At 70.6% G+C, this 20,480-nt stretch carries 20 protein-coding genes; 11 read left to right on the top strand and 9 right to left on the bottom strand.

The features are described from left to right. Positions 1-7 precede the first annotated feature (7 nt). Both ACFQS7_RS08695 and ACFQS7_RS08690 read right to left on the bottom strand, forming a co-directional pair. Complete coding sequence (locus ACFQS7_RS08695) at positions 8-2,524, bottom strand: chemotaxis protein CheW (protein ID WP_380066647.1); 2,517 nt, start codon at positions 2,522-2,524, stop codon at positions 8-10. A 92-nt stretch (positions 2,525-2,616) separates the two neighbouring features. Further along, entirely contained in the window at positions 2,617-3,225 is a 609-nt protein-coding gene (locus tag ACFQS7_RS08690; protein ID WP_380066646.1) for a histidine phosphotransferase family protein, read from the bottom strand. Positions 3,226-3,334: 109 nt separating this feature from the next. Between ACFQS7_RS08690 and ACFQS7_RS08685 the strand changes: the two genes are divergently transcribed. The 6 genes from ACFQS7_RS08685 to ACFQS7_RS08660 all read left to right on the top strand — a co-directional run bounded on the left by ACFQS7_RS08685 (position 3,335) and on the right by ACFQS7_RS08660 (position 7,988). Beyond that, positions 3,335-3,487: a DUF3553 domain-containing protein gene (locus ACFQS7_RS08685; protein WP_380067233.1), complete on the top strand. Its 153-nt coding sequence runs from the start codon at positions 3,335-3,337 to the stop codon at positions 3,485-3,487. A gap of 112 nt (positions 3,488-3,599) precedes the next feature. Then, complete coding sequence (moaA, locus tag ACFQS7_RS08680) at positions 3,600-4,592, top strand: GTP 3',8-cyclase MoaA (protein ID WP_380066645.1); 993 nt, start codon at positions 3,600-3,602, stop codon at positions 4,590-4,592. Positions 4,593-4,643: 51 nt separating this feature from the next. Then, complete coding sequence (locus tag ACFQS7_RS08675) at positions 4,644-5,033, top strand: hypothetical protein (RefSeq protein WP_380066644.1); 390 nt, start codon at positions 4,644-4,646, stop codon at positions 5,031-5,033. A gap of 61 nt (positions 5,034-5,094) precedes the next feature. Then, the gene (locus tag ACFQS7_RS08670) at positions 5,095-5,940 is read left to right on the top strand and encodes a carbon-nitrogen hydrolase family protein (RefSeq protein WP_380066643.1); all 846 of its coding nucleotides are present in this window, start codon (positions 5,095-5,097) and stop codon (positions 5,938-5,940) included. A gap of 16 nt (positions 5,941-5,956) precedes the next feature. After that, positions 5,957-6,769, top strand: a complete 813-nt coding sequence (locus tag ACFQS7_RS08665; RefSeq protein ID WP_380067232.1) for an NAD kinase — start codon at positions 5,957-5,959, stop codon at positions 6,767-6,769. Positions 6,770-6,791: 22 nt separating this feature from the next. After that, complete coding sequence (locus ACFQS7_RS08660) at positions 6,792-7,988, top strand: MFS transporter (RefSeq protein ID WP_380066642.1); 1,197 nt, start codon at positions 6,792-6,794, stop codon at positions 7,986-7,988. Positions 7,989-7,992: 4 nt separating this feature from the next. Here the strand turns inward: ACFQS7_RS08660 and ACFQS7_RS08655 are convergent, their stop codons facing one another. The 7 genes from ACFQS7_RS08655 to ACFQS7_RS08625 all read right to left on the bottom strand — a co-directional run bounded on the left by ACFQS7_RS08655 (position 7,993) and on the right by ACFQS7_RS08625 (position 15,417). Beyond that, positions 7,993-8,118 (bottom strand): hypothetical protein, encoded by a 126-nt coding sequence (locus ACFQS7_RS08655; protein ID WP_380066641.1) that lies wholly within the window; start codon positions 8,116-8,118, stop codon positions 7,993-7,995. Then, entirely contained in the window at positions 8,115-9,152 is a 1,038-nt protein-coding gene (locus ACFQS7_RS08650; RefSeq protein WP_380066640.1) for an ABC transporter ATP-binding protein, read from the bottom strand. The genes ACFQS7_RS08655 and ACFQS7_RS08650 overlap by 4 nt, the downstream gene beginning before the upstream one ends. Beyond that, complete coding sequence (locus ACFQS7_RS08645) at positions 9,149-10,129, bottom strand: ABC transporter ATP-binding protein (protein WP_380066639.1); 981 nt, start codon at positions 10,127-10,129, stop codon at positions 9,149-9,151. Before ACFQS7_RS08645 ends, ACFQS7_RS08650 begins: the two co-directional genes overlap by 4 nt. After that, the gene (locus ACFQS7_RS08640) at positions 10,126-11,052 is read right to left on the bottom strand and encodes an ABC transporter permease (RefSeq protein ID WP_380066638.1); all 927 of its coding nucleotides are present in this window, start codon (positions 11,050-11,052) and stop codon (positions 10,126-10,128) included. Before ACFQS7_RS08640 ends, ACFQS7_RS08645 begins: the two co-directional genes overlap by 4 nt. Then, a complete protein-coding gene (locus ACFQS7_RS08635; protein WP_380066637.1) occupies positions 11,049-12,023 on the bottom strand; it encodes an ABC transporter permease in 975 nt (324 codons plus the stop codon). The genes ACFQS7_RS08640 and ACFQS7_RS08635 overlap by 4 nt, the downstream gene beginning before the upstream one ends. Continuing rightward, positions 12,020-13,612 (bottom strand): ABC transporter substrate-binding protein, encoded by a 1,593-nt coding sequence (locus tag ACFQS7_RS08630; RefSeq protein ID WP_380067231.1) that lies wholly within the window; start codon positions 13,610-13,612, stop codon positions 12,020-12,022. The genes ACFQS7_RS08635 and ACFQS7_RS08630 overlap by 4 nt, the downstream gene beginning before the upstream one ends. A 158-nt stretch (positions 13,613-13,770) precedes the next feature. Beyond that, on the bottom strand, positions 13,771-15,417 hold the full coding sequence (locus tag ACFQS7_RS08625) for a hypothetical protein (RefSeq protein WP_380066636.1): 1,647 nt from the start codon (positions 15,415-15,417) through the stop codon (positions 13,771-13,773). Positions 15,418-15,749: 332 nt separating this feature from the next. Here ACFQS7_RS08625 and ACFQS7_RS08620 point away from each other — a divergent pair, with 332 nt between their 5' ends. The 5 genes from ACFQS7_RS08620 to ACFQS7_RS08600 are packed head-to-tail and all read left to right on the top strand — an operon-like array spanning position 15,750 to position 20,460. Continuing rightward, positions 15,750-16,112: a DVU3141 family protein gene (locus tag ACFQS7_RS08620; RefSeq protein ID WP_380066635.1), complete on the top strand. Its 363-nt coding sequence runs from the start codon at positions 15,750-15,752 to the stop codon at positions 16,110-16,112. Continuing rightward, positions 16,109-16,906: an ABC transporter permease gene (locus ACFQS7_RS08615; RefSeq protein ID WP_380066634.1), complete on the top strand. Its 798-nt coding sequence runs from the start codon at positions 16,109-16,111 to the stop codon at positions 16,904-16,906. Before ACFQS7_RS08620 ends, ACFQS7_RS08615 begins: the two co-directional genes overlap by 4 nt. 15 nt (positions 16,907-16,921) lie before the next feature. After that, entirely contained in the window at positions 16,922-17,560 is a 639-nt protein-coding gene (locus ACFQS7_RS08610; protein ID WP_380066633.1) for an ABC transporter ATP-binding protein, read from the top strand. Beyond that, a complete protein-coding gene (locus ACFQS7_RS08605) occupies positions 17,517-18,716 on the top strand; it encodes a capsule biosynthesis protein (protein WP_380066632.1) in 1,200 nt (399 codons plus the stop codon). Before ACFQS7_RS08610 ends, ACFQS7_RS08605 begins: the two co-directional genes overlap by 44 nt. Then, positions 18,706-20,460 carry a polysaccharide biosynthesis/export family protein gene (locus tag ACFQS7_RS08600; RefSeq protein WP_380066631.1) on the top strand — a complete coding sequence of 585 codons (1,755 nt, stop codon included), beginning with the start codon at positions 18,706-18,708 and terminating at the stop codon, positions 20,458-20,460. The genes ACFQS7_RS08605 and ACFQS7_RS08600 overlap by 11 nt, the downstream gene beginning before the upstream one ends. The last annotated feature ends 20 nt before the right edge of the window (positions 20,461-20,480 follow it).

The following is a 20,480-nucleotide window of genomic DNA, read 5'->3' as shown; positions in this document are numbered from 1 at the left end:
TTTCCGCTCAGCCGCCGACCTGTGCCGCCAGGGGGGCGACGAGGCATTGCGCCAGGCTGTCGAGCAGCGCGGCACGGTCGAATTTCGCCACGTAATCGGTGAAGCCGGCCTCGCGGCCACGCTCGATATCCTCCGGTCCCGCGCGGCCGGTGAGCGCGATCAGCGGCAGGTCGCGCCATGGGCCCTCAGCCCGCAGCGCCCGGGCGAGACCGAAACCGTCCATGCCCGGCATGGTGATGTCGGACAGCACCGCGTCGAAGCCGGCACCGGCTTCGCGCAGCCGCAGCGCCTCGGCGGCATCGGCGACGGCGGTGACGACATAGCCCGCGGCGCCGAGCGCCGGGACGACCAGGTTGCGGAAGAAGGCGCTATCCTCGACCAGCAGGACGCGGCGCGCCTCACCGACCGCCTTGGAGGCGGCGGGGCCGAACCAGTCCTCTCCGGCCTGGCGCAGCCACCAGGCGGTGTCCAGCAGCTCGGTCACCTTGCCGGCGACGACGATGCTTCCGAGATAGCCCGGCCGCTCGCCGGCGCCGTCCACCACCAGCCGCTCCTCGACCACGTCGAGGATGTTGTCGACCATCAACCCCATGGTCCGGTCGCCGTCGCTGAACACGAGTACCGGCTGCCGCGCCGGCGTGGTCTCGGCGTCCCAATGACCGGACAGCGGCACCAGCGGCATCAGCTGGCCGCGGTACTGCACCAGCGGCCGGCCGCCGGCGACCTCGATCCGCTCGCGCTCGACATCTTCCAGCCGCGCGACGAGGCCGAGGGGAACCGCCTTCGGCGCGCCTTCCCCGGCGCGGAACAGCAGCAGCGCGGTGGTCGCGTCCGAGCGCAGGAGATGCGCCGGGCGCCCGGCATCGCGTTCCGGCTCCACCTCGCCGCCTTCGGTGCCGAGGCCAGTGGCGCGGGCGATGCCATTGGCGTCGAGGATCATGATGACGCTGCCGTCGCCGAGGATGGTGTTGCCGCCGAACATCGTCACGTGGCGCAGGATCGGCGCCACCGGCTTGACAACGATCTCCTCGGTATCGAAGACGCGGTCGACGATGATGCCGAAGACATGGCTGCCGACCTGGGTCACCACGACGAAGCCGCTGGCATCCGCGGCCGTGCTGTCCAGCTGCAGCAGGCCGGCGAGGTTGACCAGCGGCAGCAGCCGGTCGCGCAGCCGCAGCACCGGCGCGTCCTTGATGCGCTCGAGCTGCGCGGTGCCCTCGCCGCCGACCCGCACCAGCTCCACCACGCCGATCTGCGGGATGGCGAAGCGCTCGCCGCCGGCTTCGACGATCAGGGCGGAGACGATGGCCAGGGTCAGCGGGATCTTGATGACGAAGGTGGTGCCGTGGCCCTCGCGCGAGCGGATGTCGATGGTCCCGCCGATGCGTTCCATGTTGGTCTTGACCACATCCATCCCGACCCCGCGGCCGGAGACGGCGGTGACCGCGGCCGCGGTGGAGAAGCCCGGCCGGAAGATGAAGCGGTGAATGTCGCGTTCCGCCATGCCGGCCAGCTCGGCCTCGGTCGCCAGGCCCTGGGCCAGCACCTTCTGGCGGATCTTCTCGGCATTCAGGCCGCGGCCGTCGTCGCCGATCTCGATCAGGATATGGCCGCCCTCATGCCGGGCGTCGAGCATGATCCGGCCGGTCTCCGGCTTGCCGGCCGCGATCCGGTCCTCCGGCCGTTCCAGCCCATGGTCGCCCGAATTGCGGACCATATGGGTGAGCGGGTCCTTGATGAGCTCGAGCACCTGGCGGTCCAGCTCGGTCTCGGCGCCGCGCATGTCGAGCGTGATGCGCTTGCCGAGTTCGACGCCCAGGTCACGCACCAGCCGCGGCAGCTTGGCCCAGGCATTGCCGATCGGCTGCATCCGGGTCTTCATCACCCCTTCCTGCAGATCGCTGGTGATGTGCGACAGCCGCTGCAGCGGCACCGCGAAGGCATTGTCGCCCTGGGTGCGGGCCAGCTGGAGCAGCTGGTTGCGGGTCAGCACCAGCTCGGAGACCAGCATCATCAGGCCTTCGAGGACTTCGACCGAGACGCGGATCGTCTGCGGCGGGGCGCCGCCGCCCATGCCGGTGGGCGCCTCGGCCTCCGGCTCCGGCGCGGCGGGCGGCGCCGCGGTGGCCGGCGCCGCCGCGCCGCGCCCTTCCGCCTCGGCGTCCAGCTGGGCGGTCAGCGACGCATCGTCGCCGGCCGGCTCGGCGCCGGTCGCCTCCAGCCCGGCGACGATGCCGCGGATGCGGTCGAGCGCGGCGAGGATCAACGAGATGCCCTGCTGGGTGACCGGGCGGGTGCCGTCGCGGTAGCGGCCGAGGACGTTCTCCGCCGCATGCGCGACGTATTCCAGCCGCGGCAGCCCAAGGAAGCCGCAGGTTCCCTTGATGGTATGGACGATGCGGAACACCTCGGAGAGGGTCGCGGCGTCTTCCGGCGCGCGCTCCAGCCGCACCAGCGCGGCATCGAGTGCGACCAGGCCCTCGTTGGTCTCGGTCAGGAAATCGGCGAGCAAGTCGTCCATTCTCGTCCCCCGTGTCGGCGCCCGGACGGGCGCAGGGCGTCACGCCAGGATGCCGGCGGGGGACGAAGAATCGGTAAAGCGGCGCGCGGCCCTCAGCCGGGGCCGAGCAGCAGGGGCGGCGCCCCCGCCCCCTGCGCCAGCGAGAGCGCCCAGCCCGCCTCCGCCGCCAGGGCGAGCAGCAGCGGCGCCAGGACCCGGCGTGGTCCTTCCCGCAGCACCGTGTCCGGCCGGGCGCCGCCGAGCAGCGCCAGCAGCCCGGCCGGCCAGGCGGCATCGCGCCCATCGAGGCAGACCACCAGCCCTTCCGCCGCAGCGCCGGCAAGCGTGACGGTGCCGCCGCGCGGCAGCGACTCCGCCCCCAGCAGGGCGGCGTTCAGCGCCAGCGGCACCAGCGCCGCCGGCAGTTCGGCGCCCGGCGCCAAGTGGTCGAGCCGAAAACCGACCCGTGGCGCGGCAGGGGCGGCGGCCAGGAGTTGCGCCAGGCCGGCGGCGTCGGTGGCAGCCGCCCCGCCGCCCCAGGCGGCAGCGAACAGGCGAAGCCGCTGGCGCAATTCGGTTGCGGTGTCGCGCGCCAGGTCGAGCATCCCGGCATCACCCTCCCCCACCAGGTCGAGCGTGCCGGAGAGCGTTCCGGCCGCGCCGCCCAGGTCGTGGCAGATCCGGGCGGCAAGGGTTCGGGCAAGCTGGGCGTCCATGCGCATCGGCCGCATCCTGTCGGGCAGGCGTTCGGGCTAGAATGCCCGACGTTAACGAACCGTTTCAGCCCTGCGAAGGACAAGGAATTTCGTGCCCAGCCTGATCGAACCCGGCATGCGCGTGCGCCACCCGGACCGGCCCGACTGGGGCAAGGGCCAGGTGCAGTCGGTCATCGGCGACCGGATCACGGTGAATTTCGAGAATATGGGCAAGCTGCTGATCAACGCCGCCCTGGTCGAGCTGGAGATCGTCGACAGCCGGGGCTGAGGCGGGGACAGGTCTGCCCCGCGCCGGCCACACCGCCCGGGGGCTTGCGGCGCATGGGGGTTGCGGACCAAATGGTCACAACAGTCAACACCAGCATCCGGGAATGTCGTCCATGATCGATCCGTTCGGCCGACGGATCTCCTATCTCCGCGTCTCGGTCACCGACCGCTGCGACCTGCGCTGCGTCTACTGCATGGCCGAGGACATGACCTTCCTGCCGAAGCGGGAGGTGCTGACGCTCGAGGAACTCGACCGGCTGTGCGGCGTGTTCATCGGCATGGGCGTGCAGAAGTTGCGGCTCACCGGGGGCGAGCCGCTGGTGCGGAAGAACGTCATCTCGCTGTTCCGCAGCCTGGGCGCGCGGCTGGGCGACGGCGGCCTCAAGGAGCTGACGGTCACCACCAACGGCACCCAGCTCGCCCACATGGCCGAGGACCTCTACGGCGCCGGTGTGCGGCGGATCAATGTCTCGCTCGACACGCTGGACCCGGCCGCCTTCAAGGCGGCGACCCGCTGGGGCGATATCGAGAAGGTGCTGGACGGCATCTTCGCCGCCAAGGCGGCCGGCCTGGCGGTGAAGATCAACGCCGTCGCGCTCAAGGGCGTGAACGAGGACGAATACGACCGCCTGCTGGCCTGGTGCGGCGAGCACGGCTTCGACCTGTGCCTGATCGAGACCATGCCAATGGGCGACATCAGCGGCGACCGCACCGACCAGTATCTGCCACTGTCCCTGGTGCGATCCCGGCTGCGCGAGCATTGGACGCTGGAGGACACCGACTACAAGACCGGCGGCCCCGCCCGGTACTACACGGTGAAGGAGACGGGGCGGCGGATCGGCTTCATCACGCCGATGACCCATAACTTCTGCGAAAGCTGCAACCGGGTCCGGCTGACCTGCACCGGCACGCTGTACATGTGCCTCGGCCAGGAGGATTCGGCGGATTTCCGTGCCATGCTGCGCGATCCCTCGGTCGATGACGCGGCGCTGAAGGCAGCGGTCGAGGCGGCGATCGCCCGCAAGCCCAAAGGGCATGACTTCATCATCGACCGGCGTCATAACCGGCCTTCCGTCGGGCGGCACATGAGCGTCACCGGCGGCTGATCAGCGCCGGGGCGCCCTGTCCCGGCCCCGCATGGCATAGGTGAAGCGCGCATGGGCCTGCTGCAGGATCTCGCATCACGGCTCGCCATCCCCGGCCTGCCGGACTGGACAGGGCTGGTTGCCCTGCTCCTGCTGCTGCTGGCGGGGCTGGCTTATCTGCTGATGCCGTTCAGCGTTTTCGGGGTGAAGGGCCGGCTCGACTCGATCGAGGCGCAGCTTGACGAGTTGCAGGCCGAGATCCGCAGCCTGTCGCTGCAACTGTCGGGCACGCCCCGCCGTGCGGCCACCGAGGATTGGGTCGAGTTGCCGAGCCGCGCCCCGCGCGCCGTGGCGGAGGATCCGCGAATCTCCCCCCCGGTGCCGCCACCGGCCGCTTGGCCGGAAAGCCGCGGCGGCCGGTCCGAGCCAAAGGTGGACTGGCCGGGCGAGCGCGGGCGCTAGGTCGACTTGCCGGCCGTGCGGCAAAGCGGCTTAGTGCGCGGCAGCAGGAGGACGGGAAGGCATGCGCGTCAGCGTCATCCAAATGAACCAGGGCAGCGACAAGGCGGCGAACCTGGCCCAGGCGCGCCGGCTGATCGAAGCCGCGGTCGAGGCCGACCGGCCCTGCCTGGTCACCCTGCCGGAGACCTGGACCAATCTCGGCGGTGGCCGCGACAGCCGGAAGGCGGCCGCGGAGATCCTGCCGCCCGCAGGCTCGGGTGAGCCGGGTGGCGCGGCTTACGAGATGCTGCGCGATCTGGCGCGGACCCATGGAATTCATGTCCATGGCGGCTCCATGATTGAGGACGGTGCGGAAAAGCTGTTCAACACCACGCTCGTCTTCGACCCCTCGGGTGCCGAGATCGCCCGCTACCGCAAGGTCCACCTGTTCGACATCACCGGGCCGGACGGCACCGGGTACAAGGAAAGCGCCTTGTACGGCGCTGGCGACCAGCTGGTCACCTTCGAGGCCGGCGGCATCACCTTCGGCTGCACCATCTGCTACGACATCCGCTTCGCCGAACAATATCTGGCGCTGCGGAAGCTGGGGGTGGAGGCGATTCTCGTGCCTTCGAACTTCACCCTGCAGACCGGCAAGGACCATTGGGAGGTCCTGCTGAAGGCGCGCGCGATCGAGAGCCAGTGCTGGATCCTCGCCGCCGCCTCAACCGGGCAGTACGAGGAGCGCGGCGCGCAGCGCTCGGTCTACGGGCATTCGCTGGTGGCCGACCCCTGGGGGCATGTGGTCGCCAAGGTCTCGGACGGGATCGGCTGGGCCACGGCGCGGATCGACCCGACGGTGACGGCGCGGGTGCGGCGGGACATGCCGGTGCTCGAACATCGGGCTGCCCGGCCGATCACGCTGTGACCGCGGCGTGAACGAGGTGTCGCCACTGCCCTTCCCGCAGCCGACGGCGCTGCAGCCGGAGGATTTCCGCGGCCGCATCGCCTTCCATGCCGCCGCGACCGAAGTCGCGGGAGCCGCCCGGGACCGGCTGGTGGCCCTGTACGGTGAGGTGGCGACCGAGGAGGCTGCGGCGATCGTCTCGCTCGGCGGCGACGGCTGCATGCTGGAGACGCAGCACCGTTGGCTCGGCCGCAACATCCCCATCTATGGGATGAATTGCGGCAGCGTCGGCTTCCTGATGAACGACTACCGCGAGGACGGGCTGGAGCAACGCCTGGCCGAGGCGCAGGCGGCCGTGCTGCACCCATTGCGGATGCGTACCACCGCGGCGGATGGCCAGGTGGCCGAGGCCCTGGCGATCAACGAAGTCTCCCTGCTGCGCGAGACCCGCCAGGCCGCCAAGGTCCGCATTCTGGTGGACGGCAAGGTCCGCCTGCCGGAGCTGATCTGCGACGGCGTGCTGGTGGCGACGCCGGCGGGCAGCACCGCCTACAACCTCTCGGCGCATGGCCCGATCGTGCCGCTCGGCGCCAACCTGCTGCCCTTGACGCCGATTTCCGCCTTCCGGCCGCGGCGCTGGCGCGGCGCCCTGCTGCCGGGCGATGCCGCGGTGGTGTTCGAGATCCTCGAAGCCGACAAGCGCCCGGTGGCGGCGGTGGCCGACTACACCGAGGTGCGCGACGTCCGCCGGGTCGAGGTGCGGGAGGACCGCACGGTCAGCCTGACCCTGCTGTTCGACCCGGACCATGGGCTGTCCGAGCGGATCATCGCGGAACAGTTCACCGTCTGACGCCGGGACCGGGGCTGACCGCATGGCCGTGCCGGCACCTGAGGAAAGCGTCGGCACGGCCCGCGCCAGCGACGCCCGCCTCCTCCTCTGCATCGCCATCGGCCAGACCATCGGCTGGGGCACCCTGTTCTCCACCTTCGCGCTGTTCGGCGCACCGATGGAGGCCGAACTCGGCTGGTCGCGCGCGGCGATCAATGCCGGGCTGACCCTGGCCATGCTGGTCTCCGGCTTCGCTGCGGTGCCGATCGGCCAGCACGTCGACCGCCACGGCGGGCGGTCGATGCTGGCCTGGGGCGGCTGGCTCGGCGCGGCGCTGCTGCTGGCCTGGTCCTTCGCCGACAGCCTAGCGGCCTACTGGGCGACCTGGGCCGCCATGGGGCTGGCCCAGGCGGCCGCGCTCTGGGGCCCGGCCATGGCGGTGGTGGTGACCTCGGCGCGCGACCCGAGCCGCACCATCACCGGCATCACCTTCATCACCGGCTTCACCGGGACGATCTTCGTCCCGCTGGGCGCGGTGCTGATCGAGGCGTTCGGCTGGCGGCATGCCTTGCTGGTGCTGGCGGCGCTGCAGGTGATCCCCGGCCTGCTCGCGCTATGGCTGCTGCCGCGACCGTCGCCCCGCCCGGCCTTCGCCCCGCGCAGCGGCTTCAGCCTGCGCGAGGCCATTCGGCGGCCGGCCTTCCTCGGCCTGGCCGGCTGCTTCGCGGCGCATGCCTTCATCGGCATCGGCCTCGGCGCGCATGCCATCCCCCTGCTGCGCGAGCGCGGCCTGCCGGAGGCTTCCGTATTGCTGATCGTCGCGCTGCATGGGCCCTTCCAGGTGGCGGCGCGGCTGGCGCTGTTCGCGCTCGGCCGGCGCGTCACCATGCGTGGCGTCGGGCTGCTGGCGACCTTGCTGACGCCCGTCGGCATGCTGGTCCTGGCGCTGGCGCCGCCAGAGCTCGCCTGGCTGGTGCTGTTTGCGCTGTGCTGGGCCGTGGCCGACGGGCTGATGACCATCGTCCGCGCCGCCGGCGTGGCGGAGATCCTGGGACGTGAAGGCTACGGCGCCATCACCGGGGCGCTGAGCGTGGCCACCGTGGTGCCGCGCACCGCCGCCCCCGTGCTGATCGCGCTGATCTGGGAAAGCGCCGGCGGCTATGGGCCGGTGCCCTGGCTGCTGATGGCGCTGGCCGGACTTGGCGCCGCCTCCTTCGCGCTGGCCGCCCGGGCACGCTGACGCTTCAGCGGCCGCGGGTATCCGCCCGCAGATTGCCGCCGACCGAGCCGCCGAGATAGGGCCCGCTCGCCCCGCCGGCGGCGCAGGCGCCGAGTGCCAGCAGCAACAGCAGGGCGACGGCGCGCCTCACGCCGCGTCGTTCAGGTGGCAGGCGCTGCGATGCCCGGGCGCCACCTGCCGCAGCGCCGGTCGCTCGACCTTGCAGCGGTCGAAGGCATGCGGGCAGCGCGGGTGGAAGTGGCAGCCGCTGGGCGGGCTCAGCGGCGACGGGATCTCCCCCTGCACCCCGGCAAAGGCACGCTTGCGCGCCTCGATCCGCGGCACCTCGGCCAGCAGCGCCCGCGTGTAGGGGTGGTTCGGCCGGGCGAAGACCTCCTCGGAGGGCGCCTCCTCGACCACCCGGCCGAGATACATGATCACCACCCGGTCGCTCAGGTGTTCGACCACCCCAAGGTCGTGGCTGATGAAGAGGTAGGTGAGGTCGAGTTCCCGCCGCAGCTTCATGAAGAGATTGAGGATCTGCGCCTGGATCGAGACGTCGAGCGCCGCCACTGCCTCGTCGCAGACCAGGAAGTCGGGCTGCACGGCCAGGGCGCGGGCGATGCCGATGCGCTGCCGCTGGCCGCCGCTGAACTGATGCGGGTAGCGGCGCTTGAGTGCGGGATCGAGCCCGGCCCGGCGGAGCTGGTCGTCGACATAGGTCTCTAGCCCGCCGCGCGGTACCAGGCCGTGGTATTGCGGTGCCTCGCCGACGATCTCGGCGACCTTCAGCCGCGGGTTGAGCGAGGCATAGGGATCCTGGAAGATCATCTGGGTGCGCAGCTTGGCGCGCTTGGCATCGGCCCCGGACAGCATCGTCAGGTCCTGGCCGCGCCAGATGACCTGGCCGTCGGAAGGCGGCATGATGCCGGCGACCATGCGGCCGAGGGTGGACTTGCCGCAGCCGCTCTCACCGACCAGGCCGACCACCTCGCCCTTGTGGACGCTGAGGTCGACGCCGTCGACGGCATGCACCACGTCCTCCCGCATTTTGACGCCCAGCCGCTTGATCAGCCGGCCGGCGAAGTCGAGCGGGTTGGAGAAGCGCTTGGAAACGCCGCGCAACTCGATGATCGGCACGCCGTCCTGCGCCGCGGCGCGGGGCGCTTCCAGCACGGCGCTCATGCGGCCAGCACCTCGTCATGCGGGTGGATGCAGCGGGCGAAGCGGCCGGGCCGGTACTCCGCCATCGGCGGCGGCTCGGCGCAGCGCGCCTCGGCACGCGGGCAGCGGGCGCGGAAGGCGCAGCCGGCCGGCAGGTTGAGCATCGAGGGGGTCATGCCGGGAATCTGCCGCAGCGGCTCGCCGCGCCGGTTGCGGCTGGGCACGCTGCCGATCAGGCCAAGCGTGTAGGGATGCAGCGGGGCGTCGAGCACCTGCTCGACCGGGCCGTTCTCCACCACCTTGCCGGCATACATCACCGCGATGTCGTCGGCGAGGCCGGCGACGACGGACAGGTCGTGGGTGATCCAGACCAGCGCGGTGCCGGTCTGGGCGCAGAGCTTCTGCGCCTCGGCCAGGATCTGCCCCTGGATGGTGACGTCGAGTGCGGTGGTCGGCTCGTCCGCCACGATGACGTCGGGCTTGTGCAGCAGGGCGATGGCGATGGCGACGCGCTGGCGCATGCCGCCGGAGAACTGGTGCGGGTAGGAGCGCAGGCGTTCATCCGGGGAGGCGATGCCGACCTGGCCGAGCGCGTCGCGTGAACGTTGCCGGGCCTCCTCACGGCTCACCTTCGCATGCGCCTGCACCGTCTCGATCATCTGGGTGTCGATGCGCAGGACCGGGTTCAGCGTCATCATTGGGTCCTGGAAGATCATCGCGATGCGGTTGCCGCGGAGCTGCCGCATCGCTTCCTCGGACAAGGTCGCCAGGTCCTGCCCCTTGAACAGGATGCTGCCGCCGACGATGCGACCGGGTGGGTCGACCAGGCCGAGGATGGAGAAGCCGGTGACCGACTTGCCCGAGCCGCTCTCGCCGACCAGGCCGAGCACCTTGCCGCTGCGCACGGTGAAGGAGACGTCGTCGACCGCCTTCACCACGCCGGCGCGGGTGAAGAAATGGGTGCGCAGGTTGCGGACTTCGAGAGTCGGCGCGCTCACTTCTTCAGCCTCGGGTTCAGCACGTCGCGCAACTGATCGCCGACGAGGTTGATCGAGACGATGGTCACCAGCAGCGCGATCCCCGGGTAGAAGCTGATCCAGTATTTCCCGCTGAGCATGTATTCGTAGCCGTTGGCGATCAGCAGGCCGAGCGACGGCTCGGTGATCGGCACGCCGAGGCCGAGGAAGGACAGCGTCGCCTCCAGCGCAATGGCGCGCGCCACCTGCATGGTGCCGACGACGATCAGCGGCGGCAGGCAGTTCGGCAGCAGGTGACGGAAGATGATGCGGCGCGTCGGCAGGGCGAGGCACTGCGCCGCCTCGATATACTCGCGCCGCCGCTCGACCAGCGCCGAGCCACGCACGGTGCGGGCATAGTAGGCCCATTCCACCACCACCAGCGCGATGACGACGTTGAAGATCCCCTTGCCGAGGAAGGCCAGGATCATCAGCGCCGCGAGGATTGCCGGGAAGGACAGCTGCAGGTCCACCAGCCGCATGATCAGACCGTCGGTCCGCCCTCCGGCATAGGCCGCCAGCATGCCGAGCGAGGCGCCGACCAGGCAGGCGATGATCGCCGACCCCGCACCGACGATCAGCGAGATCCGCAGCCCGTACATGATGCCCGACAGCATGTCGCGGCCCTGGTCGTCGGTGCCGAGCCAGTGGGTGATGCCCGAGCCGCCGACGCTGCCCGGCTCCAGCCGCCCGTCCATGATGTCGAGCTGCGCCAGGTCGTAGGGATTCTGCGGCGCGAGCCAGGAGGCGAATACGGCGACCAGCACGATGATGCCGAACACCACCAGGCCGAACAGCGCGAGGCGCGAGGCGGCGAATTCCGAGACGAAGCGGCGGAACGGCGTCTCCACCCGCGGCACGGGCGGAAGGGTGGCAAGCGGTGCGCGGGCGGTGGTGGTGCTCATGACTTGCCCTCCAGCCGGACTCGCGGGTCAAGCAGGGAATAGGTGATGTCGACCACCAGGTTGATGGTGATGAACATCAGCACGATGATCATCAGGTAGGCGACCATCACCGGCCGATCGAGCACGTTGATGCTGTCGATGATCAGCTTGCCCATGCCCGGCCAGGCGAAGACGCTTTCGGTGACTACCGAGAAGGCGATGGTGCCGCCGAATTCCAGCCCCACCACCGTGACCACCGGGATCAGGATGTTCTTGAAGACGTGGACGAAGGTGATCCGCGCCGGCGAGAGGCCCTTGGCGCGGGCGAATTTCACGTAGTCCATCAGCATCGTCTCCCGTACCCCGGCGCGGGTCAGGCGGATGACCAGGCTGATCTTGAACAGTGCGAGGTTGAGCGCCGGCATGATCATGTGCGCGAGGCCGTCGCGCGTGAGGAACGACCAGCGGGCGCCGAGGATCGTGACCGTCTCGCCCCGCCCGGTGCTCGGCAGCCAGCCGAGCTGCACGGCAAAGACCATGATCAGCATCAGCCCGACCCAGAAGGTCGGCAGCGAGAAGCCGAGGATGCTGCCCGCCAGGATGCCCTTCGACAGCGGCGAGTGCGGCCGCAGCCCGGCATAGAGGCCGAGCGGCAGGCCGATGATCAGCGCCGCGATGGTGGCACCGACCGCCAGTTCCAGCGTCGCCGGCATGCGGTCCAGGATCAGCCGCAGCGCCGGCTCGTTGAAGACGAAGCTGCGGCCCAGATCGCCCTGCAGCGCATTGCCGAGGAAGACCAGGTACTGCTGCCACAGCGGCAGGTCGAGGCCGAGCGCGCGGACCGCACGCTCCCGCTCGATCTGGTCGGCCTCGGGGCTGATCAGGATCTCGATCGGGTCGCCGATGCAGTAGACGCCGAGGAAGACCAGCAGCGACATCACCAGCACGACGCCCGCCGCCTGGATCAGCCGGCGCAGCAGGAAGGCGGTCATTTCGCCGCGCCTGCCGGGCGGACATCCTGCGCCCGGGTCAGTTCGTCGGCACGGGCGTCATGCGCCAGGCCCTTCCGCATGGCCCAGGTGTTCTTCTGGATATGCATCGGCAGGATGCCGGTATCCTCGAAGACCAGCCGCGTCGCCTGCTGCAGCAGCGCCTCGCGCTTGGCGTCGTCCAGCTCGCGCATCGCCTGGTCCAGCACGCGGTCCACCTCCGGGTTGGAATAGCGGCCGCGGTTGGAGGCGCCGTAGCCCTTGTCCCGGTCGGGCGTGGCGGTGAGGTTGCGCAGCGGGTTGGACCCCTCCCCCGAAGACGTCCCCCAGCCCTGCAGGAAGGTGGAGAATTCCTGCCGCCCGGCGCGGCTGATGAAGGTGGTCCAGGGCTGCGCCTCGACCGCGGTGCGTATCCCGGCGCGGGTCCACATCTGGCCGATCGCCTGGATGATGCGGCTGTCGTTCGGGTAGCGGTCGTTCGGCCCGTGCAGTGTGATGCGGAAGCCCTGCGGGAAGCCGGCCTCGGCCAGCAGCCGCTTCGCGCCCTCGGTGTCGTACTTCGTCGCCGCCAGGTCCGGGACGTAGGAGAAGGAGCCCTCCGGCAGGAACTGACCGGCCGGGATCGCCGCCCCTTCCATCACCCGCTCGACGATCGCGTTGCGGTCGATCGCCATCGACAGTGCACGGCGCACGCGCGGGTCGCGCAGCGGATTGGCCGGGAGCGGCTTGCCGTCGCTGTCGGTAACGAAGGGCGAGGCCTCGGCCCGCGCATGGTCGAAGGCGAGGTAGATCAGCCGGAGGCCGGTGATCTCGGACAGCGCCAGCCGCTGATCGTTGCGCAGCTTGGCCAGGTCGCTGGTCGGCACCTGGTCGATGAACTCCACGTCGCCGGCCAGCAGCGCCGCGGTGCGGCCGGCGTCGTTGGTGATCATGCGGTAGTTGACGCGCTGCCAGGCCGGCTTGGCGCCGAAATAGCCGTCGTTGCGCTCGAACTCGATGCGGTCGCCGTTGCGGTGGCTGACCATGCGGAACGGCCCGGTGCCGACCGCCATCGGCCCGGCATTGAAACCCTCGGTCGTCGCCTGCGCGTGGGTTTCCTTGTCGAGGATCATGATGCTGGCCAGGTCGGTCGGCATCAGAGGGTAGGGCACCGCGGTCTTCAGCCGCAGCGTATGGGCATCGACCACCTGCACCTCGCGGATCGGCCGCGTATAGATGGCGTAGGAGGACGGCGAGTTCGGCACGTTCGGCACGCGGGCGAAGGTGAAGGCAACGTCCTCGGCGGTGAATTCGCTGCCGTTGTGGAAGCGCACGCCGGGCCGCAGCTTGAACTCCCAGGTGGTGGCGTCGATCGCCTTCCAGCTTTCGGCCAGGTCGGGGACGATGCGGGCGCGCCCGTCCGTCGCCGTCAGCCCGCTGAAGATCATGTGGGCGACGGCGGTGTTCGGCGATAGCTGATGGTAGTGCGGATCGATCGAGGTGACCGGCGCGCCGACGGCCATCGTCAGCGTCTGCGCGTGACTGGCCGGTGCGGTCGCCAACGACAAAGCCACGACCGCAGCGCCCTGCGCCGCGCGAATGCACCAGCCCATGTTCTTCTCCGGAAGCCTCAGCACGCCGACGCTAGCACCCTGCAAAGGGGCCTGCCAGCGGCCGGAAAGCTCCCGATTCGCGGAGCAGTTCCGGCGCCGGGCGGTTCTGCCCAAGCCCGCGGCACAGTTGCTCAGGATCGGTACGAGGACAGTGGCATCTATCGCGCCGTCCACCAGCCCGCCATGGCCCGCGAGCAGCGCGCGATCAGCGCGCGTAGCGGCGCCGGCGTCAGCGGGATCGGCGGCGGCGCGCCGCGCCGCATCGCCAGCCGCTCCACCAGCAGCTCCGGCGGGCAGGGCAGCCCGGTGACCGGGTCGATGCAACGCAGGTGCAGGATCAGCGCGCCGGCCACCAGCGCGTCGAGCGACAGCGGGCGTCCGCGCCGCGGCGGCGGGTCGCGGTCCTCGGTCAGCCCCCAGCCGGCATAGAAGGGCCGCCCCCAGGTGACGACCTTGAGGCCGCGCAGCAGCGCCTCGAAGCCCGACAGGCTCGACAGGCAGTGCACCTCCTGCGCCAGCCCGTAGAGTGGGCCGATCGGCACCTCGCGCAGCACGTGGTCTGCGATCGCGGCCGCCTGCGGCACTGCGCCGCGCCGCATGCCGGCCTCCACATCCGGATGCGGCTTGTACAGGATGATGGCATCCGGGTTCTCCGCCCGCACCGCCCGCAGCAGGTCGAGATTGGTCCGCAGCCGGCTGCCGCCGTGGCGCACCGCCGCATCGTCCTCCACCTGGCCGGGCACCAGGATCACCCGGCGTCCGGCTGGCAGGTGCGGCAGCCGCGCCGCGCCCTGCAGGTTGTACTTGGTGACCCCGGCCGCGATGATCGCGGCGCGAAGCTGCGCCGCGCGCGTCAGCAGCGCCGCGTCGAAATCCGTATTCGCCAAGAGCCGCTCGAGGTCGCTTTCCGCCGCAGGGTCGTAATGGATGCCGCTGCCGTCCAGTACGAGGGAAGCCGCGCGCGCGCCCTGCACGCCAAGCCCGGCGGAGCGCAGGAAGCCGTCCTCGATCCGCACCAGCCCGACTCCGGCCGCCGCCGCCCGGGCCGGCAAATCCTCCGGCATCACCGCGGCCCAGACCGCCGCATCACCCCCCTCCTGCCGCGCCAGCCGCAGCGCGGTGGAGCCGCGCATGACGATCCGCGGCGGGCCGGCCATGCTGGCGAGCGCCGCCAGCATGGCGCGGTGCTTGAACCACTCGATCCCGGTGCAGGCGACGATGCGGCGGTTCGCCGCCTCGGCCTGCCGCCAGGCCGCCAGCTGGGCAATCCCCGCGGCCGGCGTCGAGGGCCGGTCGCGGAACGGGTCGGCCCAGCGCGTCGCCGCCAGCACGGCGGCGAAGGCAGCCTCCGGAGCGGCGCCGCCCCAGGGCACGGCACCACCGAGCCACGCCGGCACGCCGGCCGCCCCGGCCAGCAGCGCCATCTGCGGCGAAAACGTGTGCAACTCGATTGCCAGGTCGAGCAGCGTCCAGGGCGCCAGCCTCCCGGGCAGCACCGGCACCCCGGCCGCGGCCAGCACTGGGCGGGCGCCGGGCGGTGCATCCGGGTCGAGCGCGACCAGCACCGGGCGTCCGATCAACGCTGCCAGCATCGCCTGCGCGGCGGCGGCCCAGGCCGGATCGCCAGGGTCCAGCAACAGCACGGCCCGCCCCGCGGACTGGCCGAGTCGGGCCGGCCCCGGGTCGGGCAGCCCGGGCGCACCGCCGACCCGCGCCAGCCGCAACTGCGTCATCACGGCCCGCGCCGCCGCCCGGGCCTCGGCATCCGGCCCGGCGCCCGCCAGCCCCGTCTCGATCGCTCCCATGAGTGGCTTGGCAAGCAGCGCGACCGGCGCCCAGGCCGCACCGAAGTGGGGGGCGCGGAAGGGTCCCTCGTCGCACGACCCCTCCCATCCATTTTCCGGGAAGAAAGCGTCAAGCTTCGGCCGGTTAAGCTGGAGCGGCCGCAGGGGATGCCGGCCGGGACGGAACCAGCCAAGCGCGCGCGATCCGATCCGCGTCATCCAGGCCACGCCGATCGGGAAGGTTCACTAACGTTCAAAGGAATTGGGTTGCTCCTCACACACTATTTGGTAGAGGAAGCAGCGGAGGCTGCGAACACATGATTTTTGTCTCGGGCGCCTCTGGGCGTCCAACCATGGCGACTTCCACCCGGCTTGCGCTACTCGGAGCGCTGTTCTTCCTCGCTGGCTGCAGTGTCGGCGGGCCATCGTCGACGCTTGCGGCGTCCCCTCCCTCGGTGGCCGCGGTGCAGCAAGACCCGCTCGGTGCCTTCATCGCCGGCGCGGCGCCTGGCCAGTCCGGGACCGTGGTGTTGGCCGATGGGCGCAGCACCCAGGCTCGCGTGGTGCGGGCCTATGCCGCCGCCAGCGGCCGGGAATGCCGGGAAGTGATCCTGGGTGCCGGATATGGCGGCCAAGCCAGTCTGCTCTGCCAGGCCGATGGCCAGTGGGTTGCGGCGCGGCCGCTGCTGCTGGGAAGCGGCGCGGCGCGGCCGTGAGCAGCGTCGTCGGCCCGCAGGCCAGCCTCTGGTCCTGCTTCCGGATCCAGACGCGGGTGATCGGCGCGCTCACGCTGCGCGAGATGGGCACCCGGTTCGGCCGCGACAATCTCGGCTATGTCTGGCTTTTCCTCGAACCGATGATGCTCGGCGGGGTGATCGGGGCGCTGCACCTGGCCTCCGGCCACAGCATGCCGGGCGGGCTCAACCCCTTCGTCTTCTGGGTGGTTGGCTACATCCCCTTCTACCTGTTCCGCGGCATCGTGAACCGCGCCCCGGTCGGCATCGCTGGCAACCAGTCGCTGCTGTACCATCGGCACGTCACCATCCTCGATATCATGCTGTCGCGTCACCTGCTGGAGTTCGCGGCGGTCGGCATCGCCTTGATGGCATATCTCGTTTTGTTCGGCGCGGTGCTTGGCGACTGGCCGCGGGAGCCGGGGCTGATCGTGCTTGGCATGCTGCTGATGCTCGGCTTGGCTCAGGGCCTTGCCTTCCTGATCGCCGCCGGCAGCGTCTACACCGAGCTGTTCGAGCGCGTGACGCATCTGGCCGTATACCTGTGCATGCCGCTGACCGGCGCCTTCTTCATGGTGTTCTGGCTACCTTCCGACCTGCAGGCGGCGGCCTTGCTGATCCCCACCGTCCATTGCTTCGAGATGGTACGCTACGGCCTGTACGGCACCTTGGTACCGACGACGTTTGATATCGCCTACGTCCTGGCCTCGATCGTGGTGCTCAACCTGCTCGGCATGGCGGCCATCCGGAAGGCCCGCCGGCACCTGGTCGTGTGAGCCGCCATGATCCGCATGCAGGACGTCCACAAAAGCTACAAGACGCATTTCGGCGCCAAGGAAGTGCTGCGTGGCGTCAACATTACCTTCGCGCCCGGCGAGAAGGTCGGCATCCTCGGCCGCAACGGCGCCGGCAAGACCACGCTCTTGCGGCTGATCGCCGGGGTGGAATACCCAAACAGCGGCCGGATCGAGCGGCGGATGAGCGTCTCCTGGCCACTCGGCTTCGCCGGCGCCATGCACTACAGCATCTCCGGCGCGGACAATGCCCGCTTCATCGCCCGGATCTACGACAAGCCGATCCAGGAGGTCGTCGACTTCGTCGAGGATTTCGCCGATCTCGGCAACTACTTCCGCATGCCGGTGCGGACCTATTCGTCCGGCATGATCATGCGGCTCGGCTTCTCGCTCTCGCTCGCGGTGCATTTCGACTGTTACCTCGTCGATGAGGCGATCGCCGTCGGCGACAGCAAATTCGGCGAACGGGCGCGTGCCGCGCTCGCCGACCTCAATGCCCGCAGCGCCCTGCTGCTGGTGTCCCACCAGGCTGAAACCGTGCGGGCCTTCTGCAAGACCGCAGCAATCCTCCAGGATGGTAGGTTGACCCGCTATGACGATCTGGACGAAGCAATCGCCGTCTACAAGGCTGCCTGACGCAGCAATCGACCCGGCCGGCTGGTCGGGGCCGGTGGCGATGCCGGGCCTCACGGCGCGGCTGCGCCGGTTCGTGAAGCGCAACGCCTTCTCGGTGACGGTGCTGTTGCCGACCGCATTGGCGGCCCTCTATCTGTTCGGCATCGCCGCGCCGCAGTTTGAATCGGAAGCCCGCTTCATCGTCCGCGGCCGCTCCGGCGGTGGCGGCGGCGGCGGCGCCATGGCGGAGATGGCGCAAAGCGCCGGCTTCAAGCCGGCCTCCGAGGAGGCTATGGGCGTGCGCGACTATCTGCAGTCGCACGACGCCGTCGCCGCGCTGCGCCAGCGCCTGCCGCTGGTCGACATCTTCCGCCGGCCGGAGGCCGACCCCATAGCCCGACTGTGGTGGGAGGCCCCGACGGCCGAGCGGCTACTCGATTATTTCCGTCGCATGACCTCGGCCGAATACGACACCACCAGCGGCATCACCGCGCTGCGGGTCCGCAGTTTCCGGCCGGAGGATAGCCAGATCATTGCCCGGCATCTCCTCACCCTATCGGAGGAGCTGGTGAACATGCTGAACCGCCGGCTGCAGGAGGACGGGCTACGCGTGGCGCGGGATGAGGTGACGCGGGCCGAGGGCCGGCTCACCGCCGCCCAGCTCGCGGTCGGCACGTTCCGCGAGCGCGCCCGCGCCGTCGACCCGACCCGGTCCGCCGGCTATTCGCTGGAAACCATCGGCAAGCTGGAAGGCGCGCTGGCCCAGGCCCGGGCCGAGCTGGCCGAAGCGCAGCGCTTCGCCCGGGCCGACAACCCGCGGCTGCTGCAGCTGCGCAACCGCGCCGAGGGTCTGATCGGCCAAATCGCTGAGGAGCGCCGCCGCCTGGGCGACAGCACCGACGGCGTCTCGCAGCAGGTCGGGGAATACGAGCGGCTCGGCGTCGAGCAGGAACTGGCCCGGGCGCAGCTCGCCTCCGCCACCGCCTCGCTGGAGCGGGCGCGCGGCGACGCGCTGCGGCAGCAGATCTTCCTGCTGCGGGTCGTCGAGCCGAACATGGCCGAGTATGCGCGCTACCCGAAGGCCATCCTGTCCGTCCTGTATGTCTTCGCCTGCCTTTCCGTGGCCTACGGCCTGGCCTGGCTGCTCATCGCGGGAATGCGCGAACATGCATCGTAAGCTTGGTTTCCTGGTCGCTGCGGGACTGCTGGCCGCGGCCGGCGCCGGGGCACAGACCCCCTTCCAGTCGTTGCAGCAGATGCAGACCAACTCCCTGCTCGGGCCGAGGCCCGGCGGGGCCCTCGCCCCTTCGCAGGGCGTGACCCAGTCGCTGCCCAACCTGGTCGGGCCGGACCGCGTGCTGAACCGCACCGGCAGCGAGACGCAGTCGGAAGGCGGCCCGGTCGCGGTCGGCCCGCTCGGCGACGGCAGCCGGGTGGCCGGCGCCACCGCGGTCTTCGGCGCCTCGCTCTTTACCCGCGAAGCCTCCGCGGTCAGCGATGCGCCAAACCCCAATTACGTCATCGTCCCCGGCGACCGCGTCTCGGTCCGCGTCTGGGGGGCGGTGGAGGCCGAGGTGGTCGGCCAGGTCGACCCTTCGGGGATGCTCTTCCTGCCGAATATCGGCCCGATCCGCGTCGCCGGCACCCGCGCCGGCGACCTGCAGCGGACGGTCGAGGCCGAGGTGCAGAAGGTCTACACCAACCAGGTGCAGGTCTATGCCGTGCTGCTGTCGACCCAGCGGATCGGCGTCTTCGTCACCGGCTTCGTCCGCACGCCGGGCCGTTATGCAGGCTCGGCCGCCGACAGCGTGGTGGACTTCCTGGTGCGCTCGGGCGGCGTCGATCCTGGCCGCGGCTCCTACCGCGAGATCGCCGTGCAGCGCGGCGGCCGCACGGTGGCCAATGTCGATCTCTACCGCTTCCTGATCGAGGGCCGGCTGCCGCAGATCCGCCTGCAGGAAGGCGACACGGTGGTGGTCGCCCGGCAGCGCGCCGTGGTGGGCGCCGATGGCGCGGTGCGCAACAACTATATGTTCGAGGTGCCCGGCCGTGCCATGACCGGCCGCGAGCTGGTCGACTACGCCCGCCCCCTGCCCTCCGCCACCAATGCGGTGGTGAAGGGCACCCGCGGCGGCCAGCCCTTCTCACGCTACGCAACCCTGGCGGAGCTGCAGGGCCTGACCCTGCAGGACCAGGATACCGTCAGCTTCATCACCGACAGCCCGGCCCGCACCGTCCGCGTGACCATCGAGGGCAGCCGGATCGGCCCCTCCGTCCTGGTCGCCGACCGTGACGCGCAGCTTTGCCAGTTGCTCGACTATGTGGCGGTGGACCCGGTCCTGGCCGACACGCGGTCGGTCTTCCTGCTGCGGCCCTCGGTCGCGCAGCAGCAGCGCCGGGCGATCGATGAGGCGCTGGACCGGCTGGAACGGCAGTTGTTCCTCGCCGTGTCCCCGACCACCGGGGTCGCGGCGATCCGCGCCTCGGAGGCCAACCTGGTCTCCTCCTACATCCAGCGAGCCCGCCGCACCCAGCCGGAAGGCCGGCTGGTGGTGGTGGACAACCAGGGCCACTGCGCCCCGGTGCGGCTGGAGGATGGCGACGTCATCGTCATCCCGGAGAAGTCGCAGACCGTGCTCGTCGCCGGCGAGGTGACGGCGCCGCGCGCCGTGGTCTGGCGGCCGGAGATGAAGCTGGCCGATTACGTCAAGGCGGCCGGGGGTTACGCGCCGCGCGGCAACGACAGCTCGCTGATGATCCGGCGGGCGAGCGGCGAGCTGGTGCTCGACCCGGCGGAAATGCCGCGGCCGGGCGACGAGCTGATCGTGCTGCCGAAGCTCGATCCCAAGGTCTTCCAGATCGGCAGCGACCTGCTCGGGCTGATCTACCAGATCGCGGTGGCGACGCGGATCTTCCTGTAGGCGTGGCGGGGCGGCGGGCG

Source organism: Dankookia sp. GCM10030260 (genome assembly GCF_042666655.1).
Classification (GTDB): Bacteria; Pseudomonadota; Alphaproteobacteria; order Acetobacterales; family Acetobacteraceae; genus Paracraurococcus.
Note: the sequence above shows the minus strand (reverse complement) of the source record. Positions and strands in the feature narration are given on the sequence as shown.

Excerpts from the sequence above, each read along its gene's own strand:
- ACFQS7_RS08610 (WP_380066633.1), top strand. The coding sequence starts at position 16,922 with ATGCAGGACGTCCACAAAAGCTACAAGACGCATTTCGGCGCCAAGGAA.
- ACFQS7_RS08675 (WP_380066644.1), top strand. The coding sequence starts at position 4,644 with ATGGGCCTGCTGCAGGATCTCGCATCACGGCTCGCCATCCCCGGCCTG.
- ACFQS7_RS08640 (WP_380066638.1), bottom strand. The coding sequence starts at position 11,052 with ATGAGCACCACCACCGCCCGCGCACCGCTTGCCACCCTTCCGCCCGTG.
- ACFQS7_RS08695 (WP_380066647.1), bottom strand. The coding sequence starts at position 2,524 with ATGGACGACTTGCTCGCCGATTTCCTGACCGAGACCAACGAGGGCCTG.
- ACFQS7_RS08600 (WP_380066631.1), top strand. The coding sequence starts at position 18,706 with ATGCATCGTAAGCTTGGTTTCCTGGTCGCTGCGGGACTGCTGGCCGCG.
- ACFQS7_RS08670 (WP_380066643.1), top strand. The coding sequence starts at position 5,095 with ATGCGCGTCAGCGTCATCCAAATGAACCAGGGCAGCGACAAGGCGGCG.
- ACFQS7_RS08685 (WP_380067233.1), top strand. The coding sequence starts at position 3,335 with ATGCGCGTGCGCCACCCGGACCGGCCCGACTGGGGCAAGGGCCAGGTG.
- ACFQS7_RS08630 (WP_380067231.1), bottom strand. The coding sequence starts at position 13,612 with ATGGGCTGGTGCATTCGCGCGGCGCAGGGCGCTGCGGTCGTGGCTTTG.
- ACFQS7_RS08620 (WP_380066635.1), top strand. The coding sequence starts at position 15,750 with ATGGCGACTTCCACCCGGCTTGCGCTACTCGGAGCGCTGTTCTTCCTC.
- ACFQS7_RS08690 (WP_380066646.1), bottom strand. The coding sequence starts at position 3,225 with ATGCGCATGGACGCCCAGCTTGCCCGAACCCTTGCCGCCCGGATCTGC.
- ACFQS7_RS08660 (WP_380066642.1), top strand. The coding sequence starts at position 6,792 with ATGGCCGTGCCGGCACCTGAGGAAAGCGTCGGCACGGCCCGCGCCAGC.
- moaA (WP_380066645.1), top strand. The coding sequence starts at position 3,600 with ATGATCGATCCGTTCGGCCGACGGATCTCCTATCTCCGCGTCTCGGTC.
- ACFQS7_RS08605 (WP_380066632.1), top strand. The coding sequence starts at position 17,517 with ATGACGATCTGGACGAAGCAATCGCCGTCTACAAGGCTGCCTGACGCA.
- ACFQS7_RS08650 (WP_380066640.1), bottom strand. The coding sequence starts at position 9,152 with ATGAGCGCCGTGCTGGAAGCGCCCCGCGCCGCGGCGCAGGACGGCGTG.
- ACFQS7_RS08625 (WP_380066636.1), bottom strand. The coding sequence starts at position 15,417 with ATGGGAGCGATCGAGACGGGGCTGGCGGGCGCCGGGCCGGATGCCGAG.
- ACFQS7_RS08635 (WP_380066637.1), bottom strand. The coding sequence starts at position 12,023 with ATGACCGCCTTCCTGCTGCGCCGGCTGATCCAGGCGGCGGGCGTCGTG.